Origin of the sequence: Streptomyces tatrensis, assembly GCF_049310065.1 — a bacterium.
Lineage (GTDB): Bacteria > Actinomycetota > Actinomycetes > Streptomycetales > Streptomycetaceae > Streptomyces.
In genome coordinates this window covers 1,819,094-1,837,997 of sequence record NZ_JBMDLB010000007.1, presented here as the reverse complement: position 1 = coordinate 1,837,997, position 18,904 = coordinate 1,819,094, and the positions used below count along the sequence as shown (strand labels likewise).

The 18,904-nt window shown below is 73.8% G+C and carries 16 protein-coding genes and 1 tRNA gene; 7 read left to right on the top strand and 10 right to left on the bottom strand.

The genetic code is table 11. From position 1 onward, the window contains the following. Nucleotides 1–13 precede the first annotated feature (13 nt). Nucleotides 14–427 (top strand): peptide-methionine (R)-S-oxide reductase MsrB, encoded by a 414-nt coding sequence (gene msrB / locus ACODT5_RS11940; RefSeq protein ID WP_422519139.1) that lies wholly within the window; start codon nucleotides 14–16, stop codon nucleotides 425–427. A gap of 58 nt (nucleotides 428–485) precedes the next feature. Here the strand turns inward: msrB and ACODT5_RS11935 are convergent, their stop codons facing one another. After that, complete coding sequence (locus ACODT5_RS11935; protein ID WP_422519138.1) at nucleotides 486–1,802, bottom strand: hypothetical protein; 1,317 nt, start codon at nucleotides 1,800–1,802, stop codon at nucleotides 486–488. Nucleotides 1,803–1,927: 125 nt separating this feature from the next. Between ACODT5_RS11935 and ACODT5_RS11930 the strand changes: the two genes are divergently transcribed. Further along, nucleotides 1,928–3,301: a hypothetical protein gene (locus tag ACODT5_RS11930; RefSeq protein WP_422519137.1), complete on the top strand. Its 1,374-nt coding sequence runs from the start codon at nucleotides 1,928–1,930 to the stop codon at nucleotides 3,299–3,301. 79 nt (nucleotides 3,302–3,380) lie between these two features. Beyond that, a tRNA-OTHER gene (locus tag ACODT5_RS11925) sits at nucleotides 3,381–3,453 on the top strand. 33 nt (nucleotides 3,454–3,486) lie between these two features. Here ACODT5_RS11925 and ACODT5_RS11920 read toward each other — a convergent pair. From ACODT5_RS11920 to ACODT5_RS11890, 7 genes are read right to left on the bottom strand one after another with little or no spacing between them, the layout of a single operon-like run. Beyond that, the gene (locus tag ACODT5_RS11920) at nucleotides 3,487–4,404 is read right to left on the bottom strand and encodes an NAD-dependent epimerase/dehydratase family protein (protein WP_422519136.1); all 918 of its coding nucleotides are present in this window, start codon (nucleotides 4,402–4,404) and stop codon (nucleotides 3,487–3,489) included. Then, nucleotides 4,401–5,672 (bottom strand): cytochrome P450, encoded by a 1,272-nt coding sequence (locus tag ACODT5_RS11915; protein WP_422519135.1) that lies wholly within the window; start codon nucleotides 5,670–5,672, stop codon nucleotides 4,401–4,403. The genes ACODT5_RS11920 and ACODT5_RS11915 overlap by 4 nt, the downstream gene beginning before the upstream one ends. Further along, nucleotides 5,669–6,433 (bottom strand): glycosyltransferase family 2 protein, encoded by a 765-nt coding sequence (locus tag ACODT5_RS11910; protein WP_422519134.1) that lies wholly within the window; start codon nucleotides 6,431–6,433, stop codon nucleotides 5,669–5,671. The genes ACODT5_RS11915 and ACODT5_RS11910 overlap by 4 nt, the downstream gene beginning before the upstream one ends. Then, nucleotides 6,430–7,359 carry a YhjD/YihY/BrkB family envelope integrity protein gene (locus tag ACODT5_RS11905; protein WP_422519133.1) on the bottom strand — a complete coding sequence of 310 codons (930 nt, stop codon included), beginning with the start codon at nucleotides 7,357–7,359 and terminating at the stop codon, nucleotides 6,430–6,432. The genes ACODT5_RS11910 and ACODT5_RS11905 overlap by 4 nt, the downstream gene beginning before the upstream one ends. Continuing rightward, complete coding sequence (locus ACODT5_RS11900) at nucleotides 7,356–8,990, bottom strand: AMP-binding protein (protein WP_422519132.1); 1,635 nt, start codon at nucleotides 8,988–8,990, stop codon at nucleotides 7,356–7,358. The genes ACODT5_RS11905 and ACODT5_RS11900 overlap by 4 nt, the downstream gene beginning before the upstream one ends. After that, nucleotides 8,990–9,742, bottom strand: a complete 753-nt coding sequence (locus tag ACODT5_RS11895; RefSeq protein WP_422519131.1) for a glycosyltransferase family A protein — start codon at nucleotides 9,740–9,742, stop codon at nucleotides 8,990–8,992. Before ACODT5_RS11895 ends, ACODT5_RS11900 begins: the two co-directional genes overlap by 1 nt. Continuing rightward, on the bottom strand, nucleotides 9,739–10,896 hold the full coding sequence (locus tag ACODT5_RS11890) for a 3-oxoacyl-ACP synthase III family protein (protein WP_422519130.1): 1,158 nt from the start codon (nucleotides 10,894–10,896) through the stop codon (nucleotides 9,739–9,741). Before ACODT5_RS11890 ends, ACODT5_RS11895 begins: the two co-directional genes overlap by 4 nt. Before the next feature lie 279 nt (nucleotides 10,897–11,175). Here ACODT5_RS11890 and ACODT5_RS11885 point away from each other — a divergent pair, with 279 nt between their 5' ends. From ACODT5_RS11885 to ACODT5_RS11870, 4 genes are all read left to right on the top strand, one after another. Beyond that, nucleotides 11,176–13,239 (top strand): phosphocholine-specific phospholipase C, encoded by a 2,064-nt coding sequence (locus ACODT5_RS11885; RefSeq protein WP_422519129.1) that lies wholly within the window; start codon nucleotides 11,176–11,178, stop codon nucleotides 13,237–13,239. A gap of 415 nt (nucleotides 13,240–13,654) precedes the next feature. After that, complete coding sequence (gene iscB, locus ACODT5_RS11880; protein WP_422519128.1) at nucleotides 13,655–15,046, top strand: RNA-guided endonuclease IscB; 1,392 nt, start codon at nucleotides 13,655–13,657, stop codon at nucleotides 15,044–15,046. A gap of 102 nt (nucleotides 15,047–15,148) precedes the next feature. Beyond that, nucleotides 15,149–15,487: an XRE family transcriptional regulator gene (locus ACODT5_RS11875; protein ID WP_422519127.1), complete on the top strand. Its 339-nt coding sequence runs from the start codon at nucleotides 15,149–15,151 to the stop codon at nucleotides 15,485–15,487. A 96-nt stretch (nucleotides 15,488–15,583) separates the two neighbouring features. Then, nucleotides 15,584–16,339, top strand: coding sequence for an alpha/beta fold hydrolase (locus tag ACODT5_RS11870; RefSeq protein WP_422519126.1), 756 nt, complete (start codon nucleotides 15,584–15,586; stop codon nucleotides 16,337–16,339). Between the two features lie 33 nt (nucleotides 16,340–16,372). Here the strand turns inward: ACODT5_RS11870 and ACODT5_RS11865 are convergent, their stop codons facing one another. Continuing rightward, the gene (locus tag ACODT5_RS11865; RefSeq protein WP_422519125.1) at nucleotides 16,373–17,659 is read right to left on the bottom strand and encodes a hypothetical protein; all 1,287 of its coding nucleotides are present in this window, start codon (nucleotides 17,657–17,659) and stop codon (nucleotides 16,373–16,375) included. Between the two features lie 42 nt (nucleotides 17,660–17,701). After that, complete coding sequence (locus ACODT5_RS11860) at nucleotides 17,702–18,826, bottom strand: alpha/beta hydrolase (RefSeq protein WP_422519124.1); 1,125 nt, start codon at nucleotides 18,824–18,826, stop codon at nucleotides 17,702–17,704. Between the last annotated feature and the right edge of the window lie 78 nt (nucleotides 18,827–18,904).

The following is an 18,904-nucleotide window of genomic DNA, read 5'->3' as shown; positions in this document are numbered from 1 at the left end:
CGGGAGATCAGTCATGTCGTACGAGGTAGAGAAGACGGACGAGCAGTGGCAGGCGGAGCTGACCCCGTCCGAGTACCAGGTACTGCGCCTCGCCGGGACCGAGCCCGCCTTCCGCGGTGAGTACACGGACACCAAGACCGAGGGCGTCTACAGCTGTCGCGGCTGCGGCTCCGAGCTGTTCCGTTCCACGGAGAAGTTCGAATCGCACTGCGGCTGGCCGTCCTTCTACGACCCGAAGGACTCCGACGCGGTCGAGCTGAAGGCGGACGTCGCCCACGGCATGGTCCGCACCGAGGTCCTGTGCGCGAAGTGCGGCTCCCACCTGGGCCACGTCTTCGAAGGCGAGGGCTACCCGACCCCCACGGACCAGCGCTACTGCATCAACAGCATTTCCCTGCGCCTGACGCCGGACCCGGCCCGGGACTGAACCGGCGCCCGCCGACGGGGCGGCCACGCCGAGCCACGGCGTGGCCGCCCGGGCGCGCCTACGCGTACGCGGGCAGCGCGGGGAACACGACCAGCGAGCCGTCCTTGTCGCGGGCGATCTCGATCGCCACGTCGGTCGCGGGGCTGTTGACCACGACGCCGTCACCCAGCTTGTGCAGCCCGTTCGCCGCGCGCAGCAGGCGATCGACGTCACCGACGTGCATCACGGGCACCAGACCGGAAGTGCGTGCCAACTCCAGCGCCGACAGGCGCTCCAGGACCCCGGCGATGCCCGACTCCAGTGTGCCGAGGCGCTGTTGGTCAGCCTTGAGCGCACGGGTGAAGTTCGCGAACACGTTGCCGCGGTCGATCTGGGCGTGCTCGACGGCCTGCAGGACGATGACCCGCCGCTTCAGCGCGATGGCCAGGGCGGCGAGTTCGAGGTGGGTGCGGAACTCGCCGCCGTGGTCGTCGACGCCGGGGAACGACTTGTTCAGCGTGCCGATCTGGACGGGCTTGCCCTCGGGCAGCTTGTCGAGTTCGCTCTGCCACTTGGCAAGGCGGCGGTCAGCGGCGGCCAGCGCCTTGCTGATGGCATGCACCGCCGAGTCCAGTCCCAGCGAGACACCGAGCTTGCCTTGGTCGAGCAGGACGGCGGTGGCCTTCTCGATGGCATCGCGGCAGCCGTCGAGTTCGTTGCGCTCGTCGGCGAGCTTCTCTTCGTGCAGTTGCTCCAGCAGTTCCGTGATGCGTTCGACAGCCTGCCTGCGTGCCTGGTCGGCATGCGCGCTCACCCCCACCGCTATGGCCATGAGCACGAGCGGCGCGGCCACGGTGAGCGCCGCGCTGCCGGCCGCCGCGATGCCGGCCGTCGCACCCGCTCCACCGGCCGCGCCTGCTGCCGCCGCTTTGCCGACCGGCACGAACGTCGCCTGGGCGGCGATGCCCGTCGAGTTCATGAGCGCTCCGTGGATGCCACCGGCCGCCGCCTTCGACGCCATCGGGCGGACGATGCCCTGACCGAGCTGGGCGACGACCTTCGCCGGAACCACCATGCGGTACAGGCCGCCGCCGGCAGCGGTCGCCGTGGCCGCCGCGGAGGAATCTCGCGCCGACTGCGTGATGAGCTTCGACAGGTGCTCCGCCAGGGGACTCGCGGCGTCGAGCGGGATGCCCCGGCCGCGGTCGAGCTTGTCGGGCAGCGGATGCGCCTCCAGTGTGGAGATCGGCTCGTCGGCCAGGCCGGCCAGCACACTGCGCAGTTCAGCCAGGCGCGCAGCCGTCATCGGCTCGTCCCCGGCCAAGAACGCGGGCACCTGGACGTCCCCGGTCGCCAGCGTCCACACCGGAATTACTGCCTCGCGGTCGTCAGTCATCGTCTCCCCTTGTATTCGGACAGCAGCCTACGGCTGCCGTCCGACGAGAACGGCACGAACCCCGTGTGCCCGGCGACGGCGATATCCGGTGGAGCTCCCGCGGGCCCGGTGGCAGGGTGTGGCGCATGCCGACGCTCCACGCCGAGCAGCTCCTGCGGGAGCTGCATGCCTCCCTCGGGCTCCGCAAACGTCCCGAGGACGTGGCCCAGCTGGTCCAGGACCTGTTCGCCGCCCAGCACACCGACCTCGATCCCGTCACCGCCACCGCTCTCGGCAAGGCCGTCGAGCACTCGCTGCGCAGCATGTGGCACGGCTACACCTCGATGAGCGAGGAGTTCGCGCGGCCCGTCGGCGCACAGCGCCAACTCGCGCGCACCGCCGCCCTGTTCCCGAACCTGCCGGAGCCCCCGGCGGACGCTGGGGACGATCCCGCCCGCATCGAAGAGGTGATCCGCCGGGCCGGCGAGGAGATAGGCCGGGAGTACGGGCAGAACGACTTCGGCATGGATCGCCTCGACCGGGACGAGCGGGCCGAGGCGGGACTCGGCGGGCTCTCCAAGCGCCAGTACAACAAGCGCTTCCGGCTGCTCCGCCGCATGGAGGCCAAACTGGCCCGGATCGTGCACGAGCAGCGCCGCCGCGAGATCACCATGACCGGCAAGGGGGCGCTCGCGCACACCCTGCCGTACGAGGCGTTCGCCGCCGACCCGGCCACCGCGGCCTTCGTCGCGTACTTCACCGCGCGCGGCGGCATGCGCAGCGTCTTCACCAACGGCAAGCAGCGGCGGCCGTACGACGAGGTGGCCGACGCCCTGTTCCAGCGGCTGTGCGCGGAGCCCGACCGGACGAACTGGTACGTCGTCGCCCACGCGTACCCGACCGCCGAGGTGCTCGGGCACCTCTCCGACGCGGAGGTCGCCCGGCTCCTCGTGCGCTGGAACCGTTTCCTGCGGGAGGTGGCCGTGATGCTGGAGGACGCCTGGAACCGGTGCCGGCTGGAGCGGCACACCATGATCGTGCGGCCCGGCAACGACTCCTCGACCTGGAACCAGGCCGCCCAGGCCTGGAGCACGGCGCGGACGCACTGGTTCGCGCTGGTCGGCGAACTGGGCGAGCAGGACCTGCTGGACCGCTTCTGCCCGGGCAAGGTGCCCCGGCTGATGGCGGCCGACGTGGCCTACTGGCACCGCAGGAGCGGTGGCGGGCTGCACCCCGACACGTACGTGTGGGCGGAACTCCCCTTGCCCTGGGAGGTGTTGCGCGGTGAGGCGGAGTGCCCCCGTTCGCTGGTCGAGGCGGTCTGCCGGCGCCACGGTGTGGACCCCGTCGCGGGCGGCTGGACCGCACAGAGGCCCGTCGCCGAGCCGGCCCCCTACAGCCGGACGCCGGAACTCGTGCACGGCGTCAAGGTCGCCGATCCGCTGATGGCGAGCGCCCTGCGGTCCGCGGGGGTGTTCTCGGGCAAGGGGAAGCGGGCCGCCGCGCAGGAGTGGCTGTGAGCTGCCGGCCGCCGCGGAACCGCTCTCCGCGGTAAATGAGTTGCCCCGTCCGGCCGTTGCGGAAGAGGATCGCAGCGGCGGCGGGGAAGCTCTGCGGAGGAGCGCCCGGCTCGCTTTCCGGGTGGACGTAGGTTCGAATCCTGCCCCCGTCGCCGCCTTCTTCTTTCCCTTCTTCTTCCCGTGGCTCACCCGCGCAGGTCGCCGAGGTGGTCCGACAGGGTCCGGGACGGGGTCCAGCCCTGGGCGCGGGCCCGGGTCAGGTCCAGGACCACGGGGTGCGCCAGCTGGTCCACCGCGTAGCGGCTGAGGGCCGGTTCGCCGCAGGACAGGGATTCCGAGATCCTCGCCGCGGCCCGCGCCAGGGCCGGCGGGAGGTGCCGTACGCGGGCGCGGACCCCGTGGGCGTGCAGGACCTCGGCGACGGCCGCGTCGCGCCGGTACGGGAGGGCGTCGGCGATGTTGTACGCGCCTGCGGGCCAGGCGGGAGCCGCCAGGCAGGCCCCGGCGAGGTTCTCCACCGCCGTCAGGCTCAGCGGGACGTCCGGGCCCGGCAGGAACAGGGTCCCGCCGCGGACCCGGGAGAGCAGCCGGGGCAGGAGCTGGGTGTCGCCGGGGCCGTACACGGCGCGCGGGCGCAGCACCACCGCGCCCGCGGCCAGCGCCAGGGCCTCGCCGGCCGCCTTCGTACGGCCGTAGGCGTTCAGGTGCCCCGTGCGCGGGTGGTCCTCGCGGACGAGCGTGCGGTCGGGGCGCGGGTCGTAGACGCTGGCGCTGCTCACCCAGACCACCGGTCGGGCGCCCGCAGCGCGCAACAGCCGTTCGGTGCCGGTCACGTTGACCGCGTGCATGACGGCCTCCGCGGGGGAGCCCGGCGCCGGATCACCGACCGCCGCCGCGCAGTGCACGACGAGGTCCACGCCCGAGAGATCCGGCTCCCCGAGGGACGCGTCCCAGAAGCGGTGTTCCCCGAGCGGTCCGGGCCTGCGGCCCACGCACACCACCCGGGCCCCGGCCGCCGCCGCGGCGCGGGCGACGTGCCCGCCGCAGAAGCCGCTCGCGCCCGTGACGGCGATCCGGACCCCGGCGGCGCTACGGGACCTCATGCTGCTGCCCGTACGACCAGCGAACGCCATCCGGGCAGAGCGGCCCGGCGGTCCACCCGGGCCCGGGTCACGACCGGCCGGTGCGGAGCCAGCGCCGCCAGTACGCCGACCAGTTGCTCCCGCGCCAGGCGGGCTCCGGGGCAGGCGTGCGGCCCGGCGCCGAAGACCAGGCGGGCGACGCCGGGCTCGGCGGGGCTGCGCCCGTCGGGGTCCCGCAGGTGGGCTCCGGCCGCGTGCCGGGCCACCAGGAGCAGCCGGTCCCCGGCCCGGACCGGGCAGCCCCCGACCGAGCCGCCGGCCGCGGCCACCCGGGGGAGGAGCGGGGAGGCGGCCGTCACGCGCAGCAGTTCGTCGGCCAGGGCGGGGCACAGCGCCGGGTCCGCCGCCTGGTCCCACAGGCCCGCGTCGGCGCACCAGGCCACGGCCCGGGGCAGCGCCGCGACGGTGGTGTTGACGGCCGCGACCGCCAGCATCGCGGCCCGGTCGTCCGCCCCGGGGCCCAGGAGCCCGCGGAGCCGTTCGGAGGTGCGGATCGCCGCGGCCCCGGCGCCGGGGCGGGGCGGGCCGGGGAGGTGGCTGCGCACGGAGGCGGCCGCGGCCTCGGCGGCGGCCTCCGCGAGGGCGAGGGGGGAGGCGCAGGCGTCGGCCCCGGAGCCGGGGCGCAGCAGCGCGTGCACCACCGAGCCGGCCAGTTCCCGGGCCAGCGGGACCAGGTCCACCGTGCCCCCGAGCGGCAGCGGCGCGAGCCGTCGTAGGAGCAACGGATGCCATACGGCGCGCAGTTCCCGGGTCCCGGCCGCGCCGAGCAGCTCGGCGAGCTCCCGCCGGGCCGTCCGGTGGCCGGAGCCCTCCTGATCGAAGAGCACGCCCTCCACCCGGGCGGCCCGGGCCGCGCCGCCCGTGGTGCCGGGCGCGGTGCGGTCCAGTGGCAGCCGGGTCAGCGCCTCCCGGTAGGCCGCCGTGCCGTGGACGAGCAGCGTGCCGCGGCCGAGCCGGCGCACGGGCCGCCCGCGGGTGGCGGCGAGCAGGGCGAACAGGAGCGGGTGGGCGCGCAGGTAGACCCGCCGGTCCCGGCGGCGGGCCTTCGCGCCGGCCTCGGCGCGGGCTTTGGGACGGGCATCCGTGGGGGCTTTCGGGAGGGAAGTCGTGGGGGCTTGGGCACGGGCCTCCGTGCGGGCTTCGGCGCGCGCCTTCGTGCGGGCATCCGTGCGGGCCTCGGCACGGGCCTGGGCGCGGGCCTGGGTGCGGATCTTCGGGTCGGTGGTCATCGGACGTGTGCCTCCGCGGTGTCGGCGGGCCGGTAGCGCCGGTCCCAGTACCAGAGCAGGGTGCGGCGGGGTCCCCAACTCCGCAGCCTGCGCAAGCTGTTCTGCACCACCAGGTGCTCCGCGCGCACGATCCGCTCGCTGTGCTCGCGGGCCCGGTTCAGCAGGGCCACGTCCTCGGAGCGCTCGTGCAGCGGCACCCGCAGGGCGCCTCCGCAGCGCAGGTAGAGGCCGGCGGTGATGCCCAGGTTGTGGCCGTGGCACAGGACGTACGGGGTGCGGTAGCGCGGGTGGCGGTGGGCCCGCCGGTAGCGGCCGTAGAGCGAGGTGAGCCGGATCAGCGCGGGCAGCAGCCGGGCTTCGAGGAGGGTGGGCCGCTCGTCGCGGCGCGGCACGCTGCGGCCGCACAGCATCTCGGCGCCCCGCCCGAACTCCGCCTTCGCGACGGCCGTCCAGTCCGGGGCGGGCAGGCAGTCGGCGTCGGTGCGCAGCAGGTGGGTGGCGCCGGCGGCGATGGCGTACCGGAAGCCCGTGTCGGCGGCGGTCCCGGCGCCGGGCCGCTCCTCCCGGGCCAGCTCGACGGGAAAGGGCGCCGAGCGCGCGAAGTCCCGTACGGTCTCGGCCGTCCGGTCGGTGGAGGCGTTGTCGACGACCGCGAGCGTGAATCCGGTGTCGTGCTGGGCGGCGAGCGCGGCCAGGGTGGCCCCGATGGCCGCCGCCTCGTTGTAGGCGGGGACGACCACCCACAGGTTCGGCTTCGTCAACTCCTCGCTCCTTCAAGTTGGTTGGCGGTGGCGGCCCAGGAGGCCGCGCGGAGCAGTACCCGGGCGCACAGGCTGCCCCAGACGAGCAGTCCGATCAGCGGCCCGGCCCCGCGGTAGAGGTCGCCGTGCAGTTCGGCGGTCGCGGCGAGGTAGGGGCCCGCGGCGAGGGCGAGCAGCCGGCAGGCCAGCGCGGCCGTCAGCGCCGGACCCGCGACGGCGGCCGGCCGGGGCCTGCCGGGGGCCCGGCGCGGGGCGAGCCACAGGACGGCCGCGAACAGCGCCCACAGCGCCGGGACCGCGCAGAGCGGACCGCCCGCCGTCACCGCGGCGGCGACGGCGGCGCCCGCGAGGCAGAGCACGGCCGCGCCCGCGATGTCCCGGGCCGCGTCGCGCACGGGGTTCCCGCTGCCCGCGTTCTGCCCGCACATGGCCCGGATGCCCGTACGCAGCGCCCGGGTCAGCCGCACCACCGACCAGCCGAGGGCCAGGACGAGCAGCGGCCGCCAGTGCGGGGCCGCCGTGGGCAGCCGACCGGCCAGCGGAGCCGCGGCGGCGGGCAGCAGGGCCGCGGCCAGCCCGTCCACGGCCCTCCCGGCCCCGCCGGGGCCCGCCCCGGCCCGGCCGGCCAGCGAGCCGAGCAGCAGCACGGCCGGGGCCGTCCCGACCAGCAGGGCGTACGTGAGCGAGCCCGCGAGTGCGTCGCCGTTGGCCCGGGTGTAGCGGCGGTGGGAGGCCATGACCCGCTCCCGGACGGCCCGCCACGGGGCGGTGGCGGCCCGGTGGGCGCGGGGCCCCGCCCCGGAGCGGGGCCGGGCGGCCGTGACCCGCTGCCGGACGGCGCGGGCGCGGGCCCGCCATGCGGGTGCGGCCGTCCCCGGGGGCGCTGTCGCCGCGCGCGGGCGGTCATGGCCGGGGTGGCGGCTCACGGTCGGGGCGCACCGTTCGGCGCGGTGCCGGTGCCGGTGCCGGTGCCGGGGCCGGAGGCGGTGCCGGTGCCGGTGCCAGGGCCGGAGCCCAGCCGGTGCGCCGCCAGGGCCGCCGTTGCCGCGCGGTCCGGTTTGCGGGAGCGTCCCGACAGCGGGATCCGCGCGAACAGCAGGGCGTCGGGCGCGGCCGTGCCCATGCGGCGCAGCGGGCCCGCCAGCGCGGACCGCAGCGCGGCCCCGTCGGCGCCGTGGCAGGGCTGGACGACCGCCACGAGCCGCTCGTCGCCGTAGCCGTGCCGGTCGCCGGGATCCGCCGGGACCCCGACGAGCAGGGCCAGTTCCACCCCGGGCACGTGCAGGGCCGGTTCGTACAGGCCCGGGTAGATGTTCTCGGCCCGGCGCAGCACCATGTCCTTGGCCCTGCCCTCCAGCACGATCCGGCCCGAGCCGTCCAGGCGCGCCCGGTCGCCCGTACGCACCCACGGATCGGGGTCCTCGCCGAGGTAGCGGCGGCGGGCCCCGGGACCGCCCAGCAGCAGCTGCCCGTCCGCGTCGCACTCGGCGCGCACACCGGGCAGCGGGGCGCCGACCAGGTCGCCCGGTCCCTCGTGGGCGGCCTTCTCCCGGGATTCCACCGCGGCGGCCGGGAACAACTCGGTCAGCGCGTACACCCCCCAGGCCTCATCGGCCCCTGACTCCCGTACGCGCCCCAGCAGTTCGGCACTCACCGGAGCCGATCCGGTCCACACCCGGCCCCGGAAGCGGGCCCCCGCGCGCAGCGCGTCCCGCAGCTGCGGCGGGGTGAGGTAGGTGTCCCGCGGTGCCAGCCGGGCCAGTTGGCGGGCCAGCACCCGGGGCGAACGCGCCGGGAGGGCCACGGGGGCGCCGCGCACGAGGGCGGGCACGAGCACGAAGAAGGTGCCGCCGAGCACGGGCTCGGCAGCCGCCGGGGAAGCCCAGGTCTTCCCCGGGGCGGGGGAGAACGCGGGGGAGGCCGCGGGGGAGAACAGCGCCGACACCGTCTCCATCCCGGCGGCCAGGCTCGCCCGCGTGTGCACCACCGCCCGGGGCCGCGCGGTGGTCCCGGAGGTGAACACGATGACCGCGTCGGCGTCCTCGTCACTGGTGAACCGCGCGGGAACACCGAGCCGCCCCGCATGCCGGTCCAGTCCGGGCGCGCACCCCGGCAGCCGCCGCCCGACCGTGGCCACCGGCGCACCCAGCCCGGCCAGCTCCGGCAGCTCCAGCCCGGCCGCCCGCCGGGCCAGCGGCCGTGCCCACCCGGCGACCGCCTGCGCGGCGGCGTCGGCCAGCACCAGAGCGGGCCGCGCCGAAGCCAGCCGGGCGCGCAGCACGTCGGGTCCGGCCCCCGGGTCGAGGACGGCCCCGCGCAGACCGAGCCGCCACAGTGCGAGCAGGACGGCGAGCGCGCGCGGCCCGGGGCGTACGGCGACCCCGACGGTGTCCCCGGCGCGCAGTCCGCGCGCGTACAGCGCGGCGGCGAACGCGTCGGCCATGTCGGCGAGTTCCCCGCGCGTGGCGGCGGTCCGGGTGGCTCCCGTACGGGTGGCGGTGAGGACTGCGGGCCGCTCGGGGTGGGCGCGCAGTGCGTGGTCGAGGCGGTCCAGCATCAGCGGGGGTCGTCCGTTCCGTGCGGGCCGCTGCCGCGGCCGAGGTACCAGCGGGCCGTGCCGGTGATCCCGTACGCCCGCAGCCGGCGCGTGGAGTTCTCCACGACCATCGCCCGGCAGCGCGTGATCCGGTCGGTGTGGCGGCGCACCGCGTTGAGGAAGAGCCGGTCGGTGGGGGAGGGGCGCCGGGGCATCCCGCCGACGGCCAGGTACAGCTCGGCGGTGATGGCCATGTTGTTCCCGGCGTGCATCCGGTACGGGGCGCGGTACCCGCGGCGCCGCGCGTGCTCGGGCCGCAGCCGGCCGAAGAGCCAGGCGAGCCGTACGAGCACCCCGAACCCGGCCCGGCCCAGCGGGCCGTGCTCGTCCCGGCGGGCCACGATCCGCCCGCACACCAGCCCGGGGCTGCGGACCAGCGCCGCCCGCGCCGCGCCCGTCCATCCCGGGTGGGGCAGGCAGTCGGCGTCGGTCCGGGCGAGCAGGGTCGCGCCGCGCCCGATCGCGTACCGGAAGCCGGTGTCCACGGCCGAGCCGACGCCCTTCTCCGGCTCCTCGATGACCTCCACCAAGAAGGGGGCGCCCGCCGCGAACTCCCGCGCCACGGCGCCCGTCCGGTCGGCCGAGGCGTTGTCGACGACCAACAGGGTGAAGTCCCGGTCCCGTTGGCGGGCGAGCGCGGCGAGGGTCCCGGCGAGCCGGGCCTCCTCCTCGTGCGCGGGCACCACCACCCACAGCCGCCCGGCCGCGCTCACGACTTCTCCCAGACCATCGTCATGATGCTGATCCCGCCGCCGAGTCCCACGAACAACACCCGGTCTCCAGAGGCAAGTTCGCCGAATATTCGGTCCAGCTGCACCCCGATCGTCGCGCTCGCGATGTTGCCGAGCTCGGGCACGGTCACCACCAGCTTCCCGGCCGGCACCCCGGTCAGCTCGGCGAACCGCTCCAGATAGGGCACCGTCACCTGGTGCACCAGCACCTTCGAGAAGTCGTTCCAGCCCATGCCCGTACGGTGCAGGGTCCGGTCGATGACGGCGGTCCCCACCTTCTCGAAGACCCCGCGCAGTTCGTGCCCGTCGCCGCGGAAGTAGGTGTACGCGTCCCCGCGCGGGTGGCGCGAACCGCCGCCCGGGATGCCCCCGACCTCCCAGTGCTCGGAGTGGGTCTCGGTGTCCACGTCGAGGATCCCGCCGCGCTCCACCGGCTCCACGATCACGGCTGCCCCCGCGTCGCCGAAGGTGTAGCCGGCGAAGCCCGCGCGGAACTCCGCGAAGTCGGCGGGAGCCGTCCGCACGGCCCGGCTCGGGGTCTCCCCGGTGACCACCAGGGCCCGCCGGGCCCGGCCGGCGAGGATCATGGCGCGGGCGAGGTCGATGCCGTTGACGAAGCTGTTGCACGCGTTGGTGACGTCCAGGGCGTGTGCCTTCGTACCGAGTTCGGCCTGCACGATGTGCGCGGTGGCGGGCTCGGCGACATCGCGGGAGGCGGAGGCGAAGAGCAGCAGGTCAATGTCGGCGGGCCCGAGCCCGGCGCTGTCCAGCACCCGGCGGGCCGCGCCCACCGCGAGCGTGGACGCGTACACCCCGTCGCCCGCGACCCGGCGGCTGAGGATCCCGGTGGCCTGGGTCAACAGCCTTGGCGGCAGGGTGAGTCCGGCCCGGTCGGCGATCTCGCGCTGGAGCCGGTCGGAGGTGAGGACGTCCCCGGGCAGGATGCCGGCTACGGCGGTGATCCCGGCGCGGAGCCGCGGCTGCTCCCGTGGCAGTGACGGCGACGACGGCGACTCCGACGGCGACTCCGACGGAGACTGCGACAGCGACTGCCGCACGGGCGGGTGCGGGCCGGGCGCGTGCGGGCCGGGCGGAGGCGGGCCGGGCGGGCGCGGTGCGGATGGCTGATTCGGCATGTCCTCACCATGACGCGCGAGCGGTGCCCGGTCCTGAGTACGGATGCTCATCCCGCCCGCCGGCCGGATGAGTACCAGGAACCCCCGTTCCGCCGACCGGAGTCGCCGCCCGCGAAGACATGTGGCGCGTGGGGCATGAACCGTCTGACGAGGTATTCCGTTCTCCAGGTGTACGGCCCACTGTCATGAAAGCAACGCCGACCGGTACCCCGGGACCGCTGTTCTTGGGGCGCCCCTCGACACCCCCCGCACCCGTCTCACCCGCAGAGGTCGTCCTCCATGACTGAATTCAACCGGCGCCGGTTCTTGCAGATCGCCGGTGGCGCCGCCGCCATGACGATGCTGAACGACAGCATCGCGCGGGCCGCCGCCATCTCGGCCGAGGGAAGTACCGGCACGATCCAGGACATCGAGCACATCGTCGTCCTCATGCAGGAGAACCGTTCCTTCGACCACTACTTCGGTGCGATGAAGGGGGTCCGGGGCTTCGGAGACCCGAGGCCGGTCCTGCAGGACAACGGCAAGTCCGTCTTCCACCAGTCCAACGGCACGAAGGACATCCTGCCCTTCAACCCGCAGATCAACGACCTGGGCATGCAGTTCCTGACGGGTCTGAACCACGACTGGGCGGGCGGCCAGCAGGCCTACAACAAGGGCAAGTACGACAAGTGGGTCCCGGCCAAGACGGCCACGACCATGGCGTACATGACCCGGAACGACATCCCGTTCCACTATGCGCTCGCCGACGCCTTCACGGTGTGCGACGCCTACCACTGCTCCTTCATCGGCGCCACCGACCCCAACCGCTACTACATGTGGACGGGTTACACGGGCAACGACGGAGTGGGCGGCGGCCCGGTCCTCGGCAACCAGGAAGCCGGCTACGGCTGGAAGACCTACCCCGAGCGCCTGGAGACGGCCGGAGTCTCCTGGAAGGTCTACCAGGACATCGGCGACGGCCTGAACGCCGCCGGATCCTGGGGCTGGATCAACGACGCCTTCCGCGGCAACTACGGCGACAACTCGCTGCTCTACTTCAACACCTACCGCAACGCCCAGCCCGGCAGCGCCCTGTACGAGAAGGCCCGTACCGGCACCAACGTCAAGGCGGGCGGCGGCTACTTCGACAAGCTGCGCGCGGACGTGGTGAACGGCACCCTCCCGCAGGTCTCCTGGATCGCCGCCCCCGAGGCCTTCAGTGAGCACTCCAACTGGCCGACGAACTTCGGCGCCTGGTACATCTCGCAGGTCCTGGACTCGCTGACCGCGAACCCGGCCGTGTGGGCGAAGACGGCCCTCTTCATCACCTACGACGAGAACGACGGCTTCTTCGACCACGTCGTCCCGCCGTACCCGCCGGCCTCCTCCACCTGGGGCCTGTCCACGGCGAGCGTCACCGGCGACCTGTACACCGGCGGCGTCTCCGGCTACGCGGCCGGCCCGTACGGCCTCGGCCCCCGCGTCCCGATGATCGTGGTCTCCCCGTGGAGCAAGGGCGGCTACGTCTGCTCCGAGACCTTCGACCACACCTCGGTGATCCGCTTCATGGAGAAGCGCTTCGGCGTGCAGGAGCCCAACATCTCCCCGTGGCGCCGCGCGGTCTGCGGAGACCTGACCTCGGCCTTCGACTTCACGCAGGCCGACGCCGCGCCCGCCGCCCTGCCGTCCACGGCCGCGTACGTACCGCCGGACAAGAACCGTCACTCGTCCTACAACCCGACCCCGCCGGCCACGGGCACCCTGCCCAAGCAGGAGGCGGGCTCCAAGCCGACCCGCGCACTGGGCTACGCCCCGTACGTGGACGGCAAGGCCACGGTCTCCACGGGCAAGTTCACCCTGACCTTCTCCTCGGGTCCCACGCTCGGCGCCCATTTCCACAGCACCTCGGGCAACCGTACGGACGGCCCGTGGCCCTACACGGTCGAGGCGGGCAAGACCCTCTCGGACACCTGGAGCACGAGCGCCTCCACCGGCAACCAGATCAACCTCACGGTCTGGGGCCCGAACGGCTTCCTGCGCACCTGGAAGGGCCCGGCGAAGAAGGCCGGCCCCGAGGCCACGGCCCGCCACGACAAGGCCACCGGCAACCTGGTGCTGTCCCTGACCAACGGGGGCACGGCGGCCGTCAACCTGACCGTCACCAACGCCTACGGCGGCACGGCCCAGGTCGTGCGCGTCGCGGCGGGCGCCACCGTCGCGCACACCGTGACCCTGTCCGGCACGGCCCGCTGGTACGACGTCGGCGTCGTCTCCGACACCGACGCCACCTTCCTGCGCCGCTTCGCCGGCCACGTGGAAACCGGCGCGGCCGGAGTCTCGGACCCGGCGATCAAGACCGTCTGACCGTTCCCGTACGGGTGAACCCGCCGCCTCCGCCGCCCACGAAGTTAATGCTTGCGTTAACTTCGTGGGCGTGGCTCAGCGATGGTGCGAGGTCACCATCCTGCTCGCGGAGAAGCGCTGACCGGGCCGACATCGCGGAGCTGGACGCCAGGGAGTACGAGTAACGGGATCCCCCCTCCTGAAGGAGGGGGCCTTCGGCCGTTCTGGCTGAGGGCCGCCGTTACCAGCACCAGCCGACACGCATGTGTGGAGGTGAACGAAGTTGGCTACGTATCGCATAGGGCAGAAGACCCACCCACCTGTGCTTCCTCAGCAGGTGGCTCTGGAATTCGAGTCAGCAGACACCCCCCGGATCGGGGACGAAACGGGACTCGAAGGCCGTAAGGCACCCGGCGCGGTACATGTGCGAGGGGAGATGCCCGGCGCTTCACCTGGCGCCGGGCGCGTCACCCCCAACCGCAAGGTCGGGGAGAAGGCCCGTGAGGGCCACCCTGTCGTGTTCGTCCTGGACAAGCGCGGCATACCACTGCAACCGACCAGCCCTGCCAGGGCCCGCAAGCTTCTCCAACAAGGCCGGGCCGTCGTTGCCCGGCACACCCCGTTCGTGATCCGGCTGAAGGACCGCACGGTCTCCGGATCGCAGGTGGACGGTGTGGAACTCGGGATCGACCCCGGCTCGAAGCGCACCGGCATCGCTGTCTTCACCGCGAAGGACGGCAACCGCTGCGGCCTATACGCGGTCGAACTAGCCCACCGTGGCGGAGCCATCCGGGACAAGCTGACCGCGCGTGCCGCCTACCGGCGTGGCAGGCGCACCCGCAACCTTCGCTACCGTGCGCCCCGGTTCTCCAACCGCACCCGTCCCAAGGGGTGGCTGGCCCCGTCGCTGCGTCACCGCGTGGACACCACCATGTCGTGGACCGCCCGGCTCGCACGCTGGGCACCCGTCCGTACGGTGCATGTGGAACGGGTCGCGTTCGACACTCACGCCATGTCCCACGGCGGGCCGCTGGAGTGGGCCGAGTACCAGCACGGCACTTTGCACGGCGCAGAAGTCCGCGAGTACCTCCTCGCCCAGTGGGGGAGGGCCTGCGCCTACTGCGGTGCCACCGGAGTGCCGCTCAACATCGACCACATTCACCCCCGCAGCCGGGGTGGCTCCGACCGCATCTCCAACCTGTGTACCGCCTGCATCCCTTGCAACCAGAAGAAAGGCAACGCGCCGGTAGAAGTGTTCCTGGCCAAATCTCCCAAGCGGTTGGCCCGCATCCTCGCCCAGGCCAAAGCGCCCCTGCGGGATGCGGCAGCCGTCAACGCCACCCGCTGGGCACTGTGGAGCGCCCTCGATGCCACTTTCCCCACGGGGCGCACCGGATCCGGGGGCCGCACCAAATGGAACCGGCAGCGGACCGGTACGCCGAAGACCCACACGTTGGACGCCCTGTGCGTCGGCCACCTCGACGCTGTCACCCGTACCCCGGCCCGCGTCCTTGCCGTCGCCGCGACCGGGCGTGGCACCTACAGCCGCACCCGCCCCGACAAGTACGGCTTCCCCCGGCTGCGTCTGCCCAGACAGAAGACGTTCTTCGGCTACCAGACCGGAGACCTCGCGCGCGCCGTCGCCCTCACCGGCAAGAAGACCGGCACGCACACAGGCCGCATCGCCGTCCGTGCCACCGGCAGCTTCAACATCAAAACCGCCCACGGCCTCATCCAAGGCATCGGCCACAAACACTTCCGCCTCCTCCAACGAGCCGACGGCTACGCCTACACCACCCGACCCGAAGGCCCCACCGTTGCCATCTGACCGGCACCGGCAGAGCGAAGAGGCCATCGGCGCTCCGCGCCTCCACCCCCAGGATTCGCTTCCTACCCCGGCTAAATCAGGGGCATACACGAAAGAAGTCCGATGAGCGCTGTCGGTTGGGAGGAGGCCAAGCGCCAGGCGCGGGAGCGCCGGGTGGCTGCCGGGCTGTCAGTACGGTCCCCGGCGGAGAAGCGGGCCGCGATGGACCGGCTCATGGCTGAGGTGCGGGCCTATCGGCTGGCCGAGATCCGCCAGGAGCAGGCCCTGACCCAGAAGGATGTGGCCGACAGCATGGGCGTCTCGGCCCCGCGGGTCTCCGCCATCGAGAATGGCGAGACCGATCGCACCGAGGTCGCGACCCTGCGCTCGTATGTCGAGGCGCTCGGCGGGCGGTTGCGAGTGGTGGCCGACTTCGGGGACACGGAGTACACCGTGGCGTGATCCCGGAGCCGGATCGCGGAGCGCGGTGTGATCGTACGGGCGGTGGGCAGAACGGAGGCGTCCGGGTACGCAACCCCCGCCACCGAGGGAGAACGCATGGCCATCGCCCGCCGCAGGATCGGTACCGGCCCCGTCCGCGTCATCGTGCTGCACGACTGGTTCGGCACGTCCGCCAACTGGGGTTCCGTACTGGACCACCTGGACCCGGGGGAGTTCTCGTACGCCTTCCTCGACTACCGCGGCTACGGCGACCGCAGGGACGTCCCCGGCCGCTACACCCTCCCCGAGATCGCCGACGACGTCCTCGCGCTCGCCGACGAGCTCGGCTGGGACACCTTCTCCCTCCTCGGTCACTCCATGGGCGGCAAGGCCATTCAGCAGGTCCTGGTGCGCGCCCCCGAGCGCGTCGAGAAGCTGATCGGCATCAACCCGGTCCCCGCCGGCCCCTACGAGATGGACGACGCCACCCATGGGCTCTTCTACGGGGCCGCCGGCAGCGCGGAGAACCGCCGCGCCATCCTCGACATCGTCACCGGCCGCCGCGCGAGCCCGTACTGGCTGGACCGGATGGTCGCGCACTCGCTCGCCGTGTCCCGGCCGGAGGCCTTCGCCGCGTACCTCGCGAGCTGGCAGCCGCTCGACCTGTCCGCCGCCGTGAAGGGCAGCACCGTCCCGGTACTGGTCCTCGTCGGCGAGTACGACCTCGCGCTCACCGCGGACTTCATGCGGGCCACCTGGCAGGTCTCGTACCCGAACTGCCGCATCCAGCCCCTGCCCGGCGCGGGCCACTACCCGCCGCACGAGACCCCGGTGGCCTTCGCCACCGAGGTGGAGGCCTTCCTGCGCGGGTGACGGCATGCGGGCAAGCAACGGCACGACGCGGCGTCAGCGGCCGTCGCGGCGCAACTCGTAGCGCAACACCTCGTCGAGGTCGTACTCGTACGGGGTTCCGGGCGGCGCCGGGGGAAGGCGGCGCTTCGCTTCCACGCAGCGCTCGTCGTCGTGCAGCGCCAGCCCGCACACGGCCTTGACCCGGACCTGGCGGTCCGCGTCGTCCACCAGGGCGGCCATGGCATCGGCGAGGGCGGGGTGACGGTCCCCGCCCTCGGCCACCGTGAGGCACGCGGCCCGCCGGACCTCCGCGTCCACGTCCGCCATCAGCGCCAGCAGTGCCGCGCGGACGTCATCGGGGAAGGCGGGCGGCTTGGGCCATGTGCGGCACCCGCCGGCCACCGCGCACCGGACCCCGGAGTCGTGGTGGGCGGCGAGGGGCAGGAGGGCCGCGACGGTCCGGGGATCGCAGTGTTCCCCGAGTGCGACCAGCACCTCGGTGAGCACGGCGACATCCTCCTCCCGGGTCGACCAGTCGATGAAGAGCTCCCGGGCGGGGTCGGTGAACACCTCCTCGTCGCTGTCGTCGAAGAGGTGGGTCAGCCGGAGCACCTCGGCGCCGAACAGACGGTGGGACGGCTCCGCATGCGTGCGCAGCGCCGCGGCGGCCGCCCAGGTCTCCGGGTCGCGACGGTTCGCCAGCAGGATGGTGGCGGTCCCCCACGAGACGTGCTGCTGGTCGTGGCCCAACGCGCGCGCCATCAGCTCCTCGAACGAGGTGCGCTCGCCGAGCAGGTACTCCAGGTCCGTGAGGATCGCCGCGTACCCGTCGCGCACGGTCATCCCGCCGAGTGAGTACGCGTCGACGCTGTCCCACTCGCCGTTCTGGACCCGGGCGCGGACGAGGTCGTCCCGGGAGCCCGTGAGGCGTCGCAGCCGGGTTTCGACCCCCGTCTCGTGCAGTTGGCGGGCGAGGTCCCGCATCGCCGGGAGCTCAGACTCGTCGTACCTGTCCCGGATCCCCGGACCCAGGAGCACCTCGACCAGCACGGGCGATCCCGATTCCACGGCCTCGCGCAGCGACGGGAGCTCGTCCGGCCGGCACCTGCCGGGGTCGGCGCCGGAGTGGAGCAGCAGTTGGGCGATGGTTCCCGAGCGCGTGGCGAGGGCGAGGCGGAACGCGTCGTCCACCCAGTCGCTGTCGATGCGTTGGCCGACCAGGATCCTCTTCACCAGGGAGGCGTCACCTGTCCGGACCGCGGCGAGCAGCGGAGCAGAGCCGTCCGCCCCACCGTTCGCACCACTGCCCATGTCCGCGCTCGCGCCTATGTCCGTGCCCATGCTCCCCCGTCGTGTTCTCGCAGCCCGTGTTCGCGGGTGGCGTCAGTGCGGGCTCAGTCGGCCCACCAGCCACTCCAGGGCCGACGGTACCTCGCGCGCCCACGTCTCGTAGTTGTGCCCGCCGCCCGGCAGGAGGATCGAGGACACCCGCGCGGGCGGCCGTACCGCGTCGATGAACTCCAGCGTCGCCGGGTACTGGTGCTCGCCCCTGCGGCTGCTCGCCACCAGCAGGGACACCGGCGGCTGGGGCAGGTTCCGCAGCCGCCACAGCAGGTCGTTCTCCTGGCGGCGGGCCGGGTCCCCGCCGAACAGGTCGCCGGTGTCCGCGTCCCGCGCCGCCGCGTACGGGGCCGACAGCGCCGCAGCCGCCCGGTAGGCGTCCGGCGTGCGCAGGGCCAGCTTCAGCGCGCAGTAGCCGCCCACCGAATTGCCCATCACGCCCCACCCCCGGGCATCCCGGGCGAGGCCGTAGTAGGAGGAGACCGCCGCCCGCAGGTCCCGGGCGAAGAAGGTCTCCGTCCGCGGCCCGCCCGGCACGTCCACGCACTGCGTGTCCCGGGGCGGCGCCACCGTCGGCGTCATCAGGATCAGCACCGCCGGCCGCATCCGCCCCGCCCGTACCGCGTCCAGCGCCAGCTGCGGATACCGCAGCCGGTCGATCAGCACCCCCGGCGTGCTCGGGAACCCGCTCAGCGCCAGCACCACCGGGAACTCCGCCCGCCGCCCGGCCGACGCGTGCACGTACTGCGGCGGCAGGTACACGTACCCCTGCCCCGACAGCCCGCTGCGCGCCCCGCGCACGGTCACCGCCTCGATCCGGCCGATCACCGCCGGGTCGTCGGAGCCCGCGTGCCGCCAGGAGTGGATCCCCCGCACCAGCAGCGCCTCCGGCCCGGGGGCCTCCGCGCCCGCCGGCGCCGGGTCCTCGCGGCGCAGGGACAGCAGGTCGCGCCAGGAGCCGTAGAAGCCGTACGAGGAGTTCACCGCGAGCAGCAGCGCCGACCCGGCCGTCAGGGTGATCGCGAGCTGGAGCCCGGCCCGCCCCAGCACCGGCCGCACCCCGGACCCCGCGAGCCGGGGCCACAGCCACACCGTGGCCCCGAACACCGCGACCGCCACGAGGACGGCGAGGAACAGCGCCGGAGTGCCCCCGATGTCCCATTTCATGAGTGCGATCCTGCCAGGACCCGGGCGGGCGGGCCCGGCCGGCCGTGACGCGCCGCTCCCGTAGGGGGAACGAAAAAC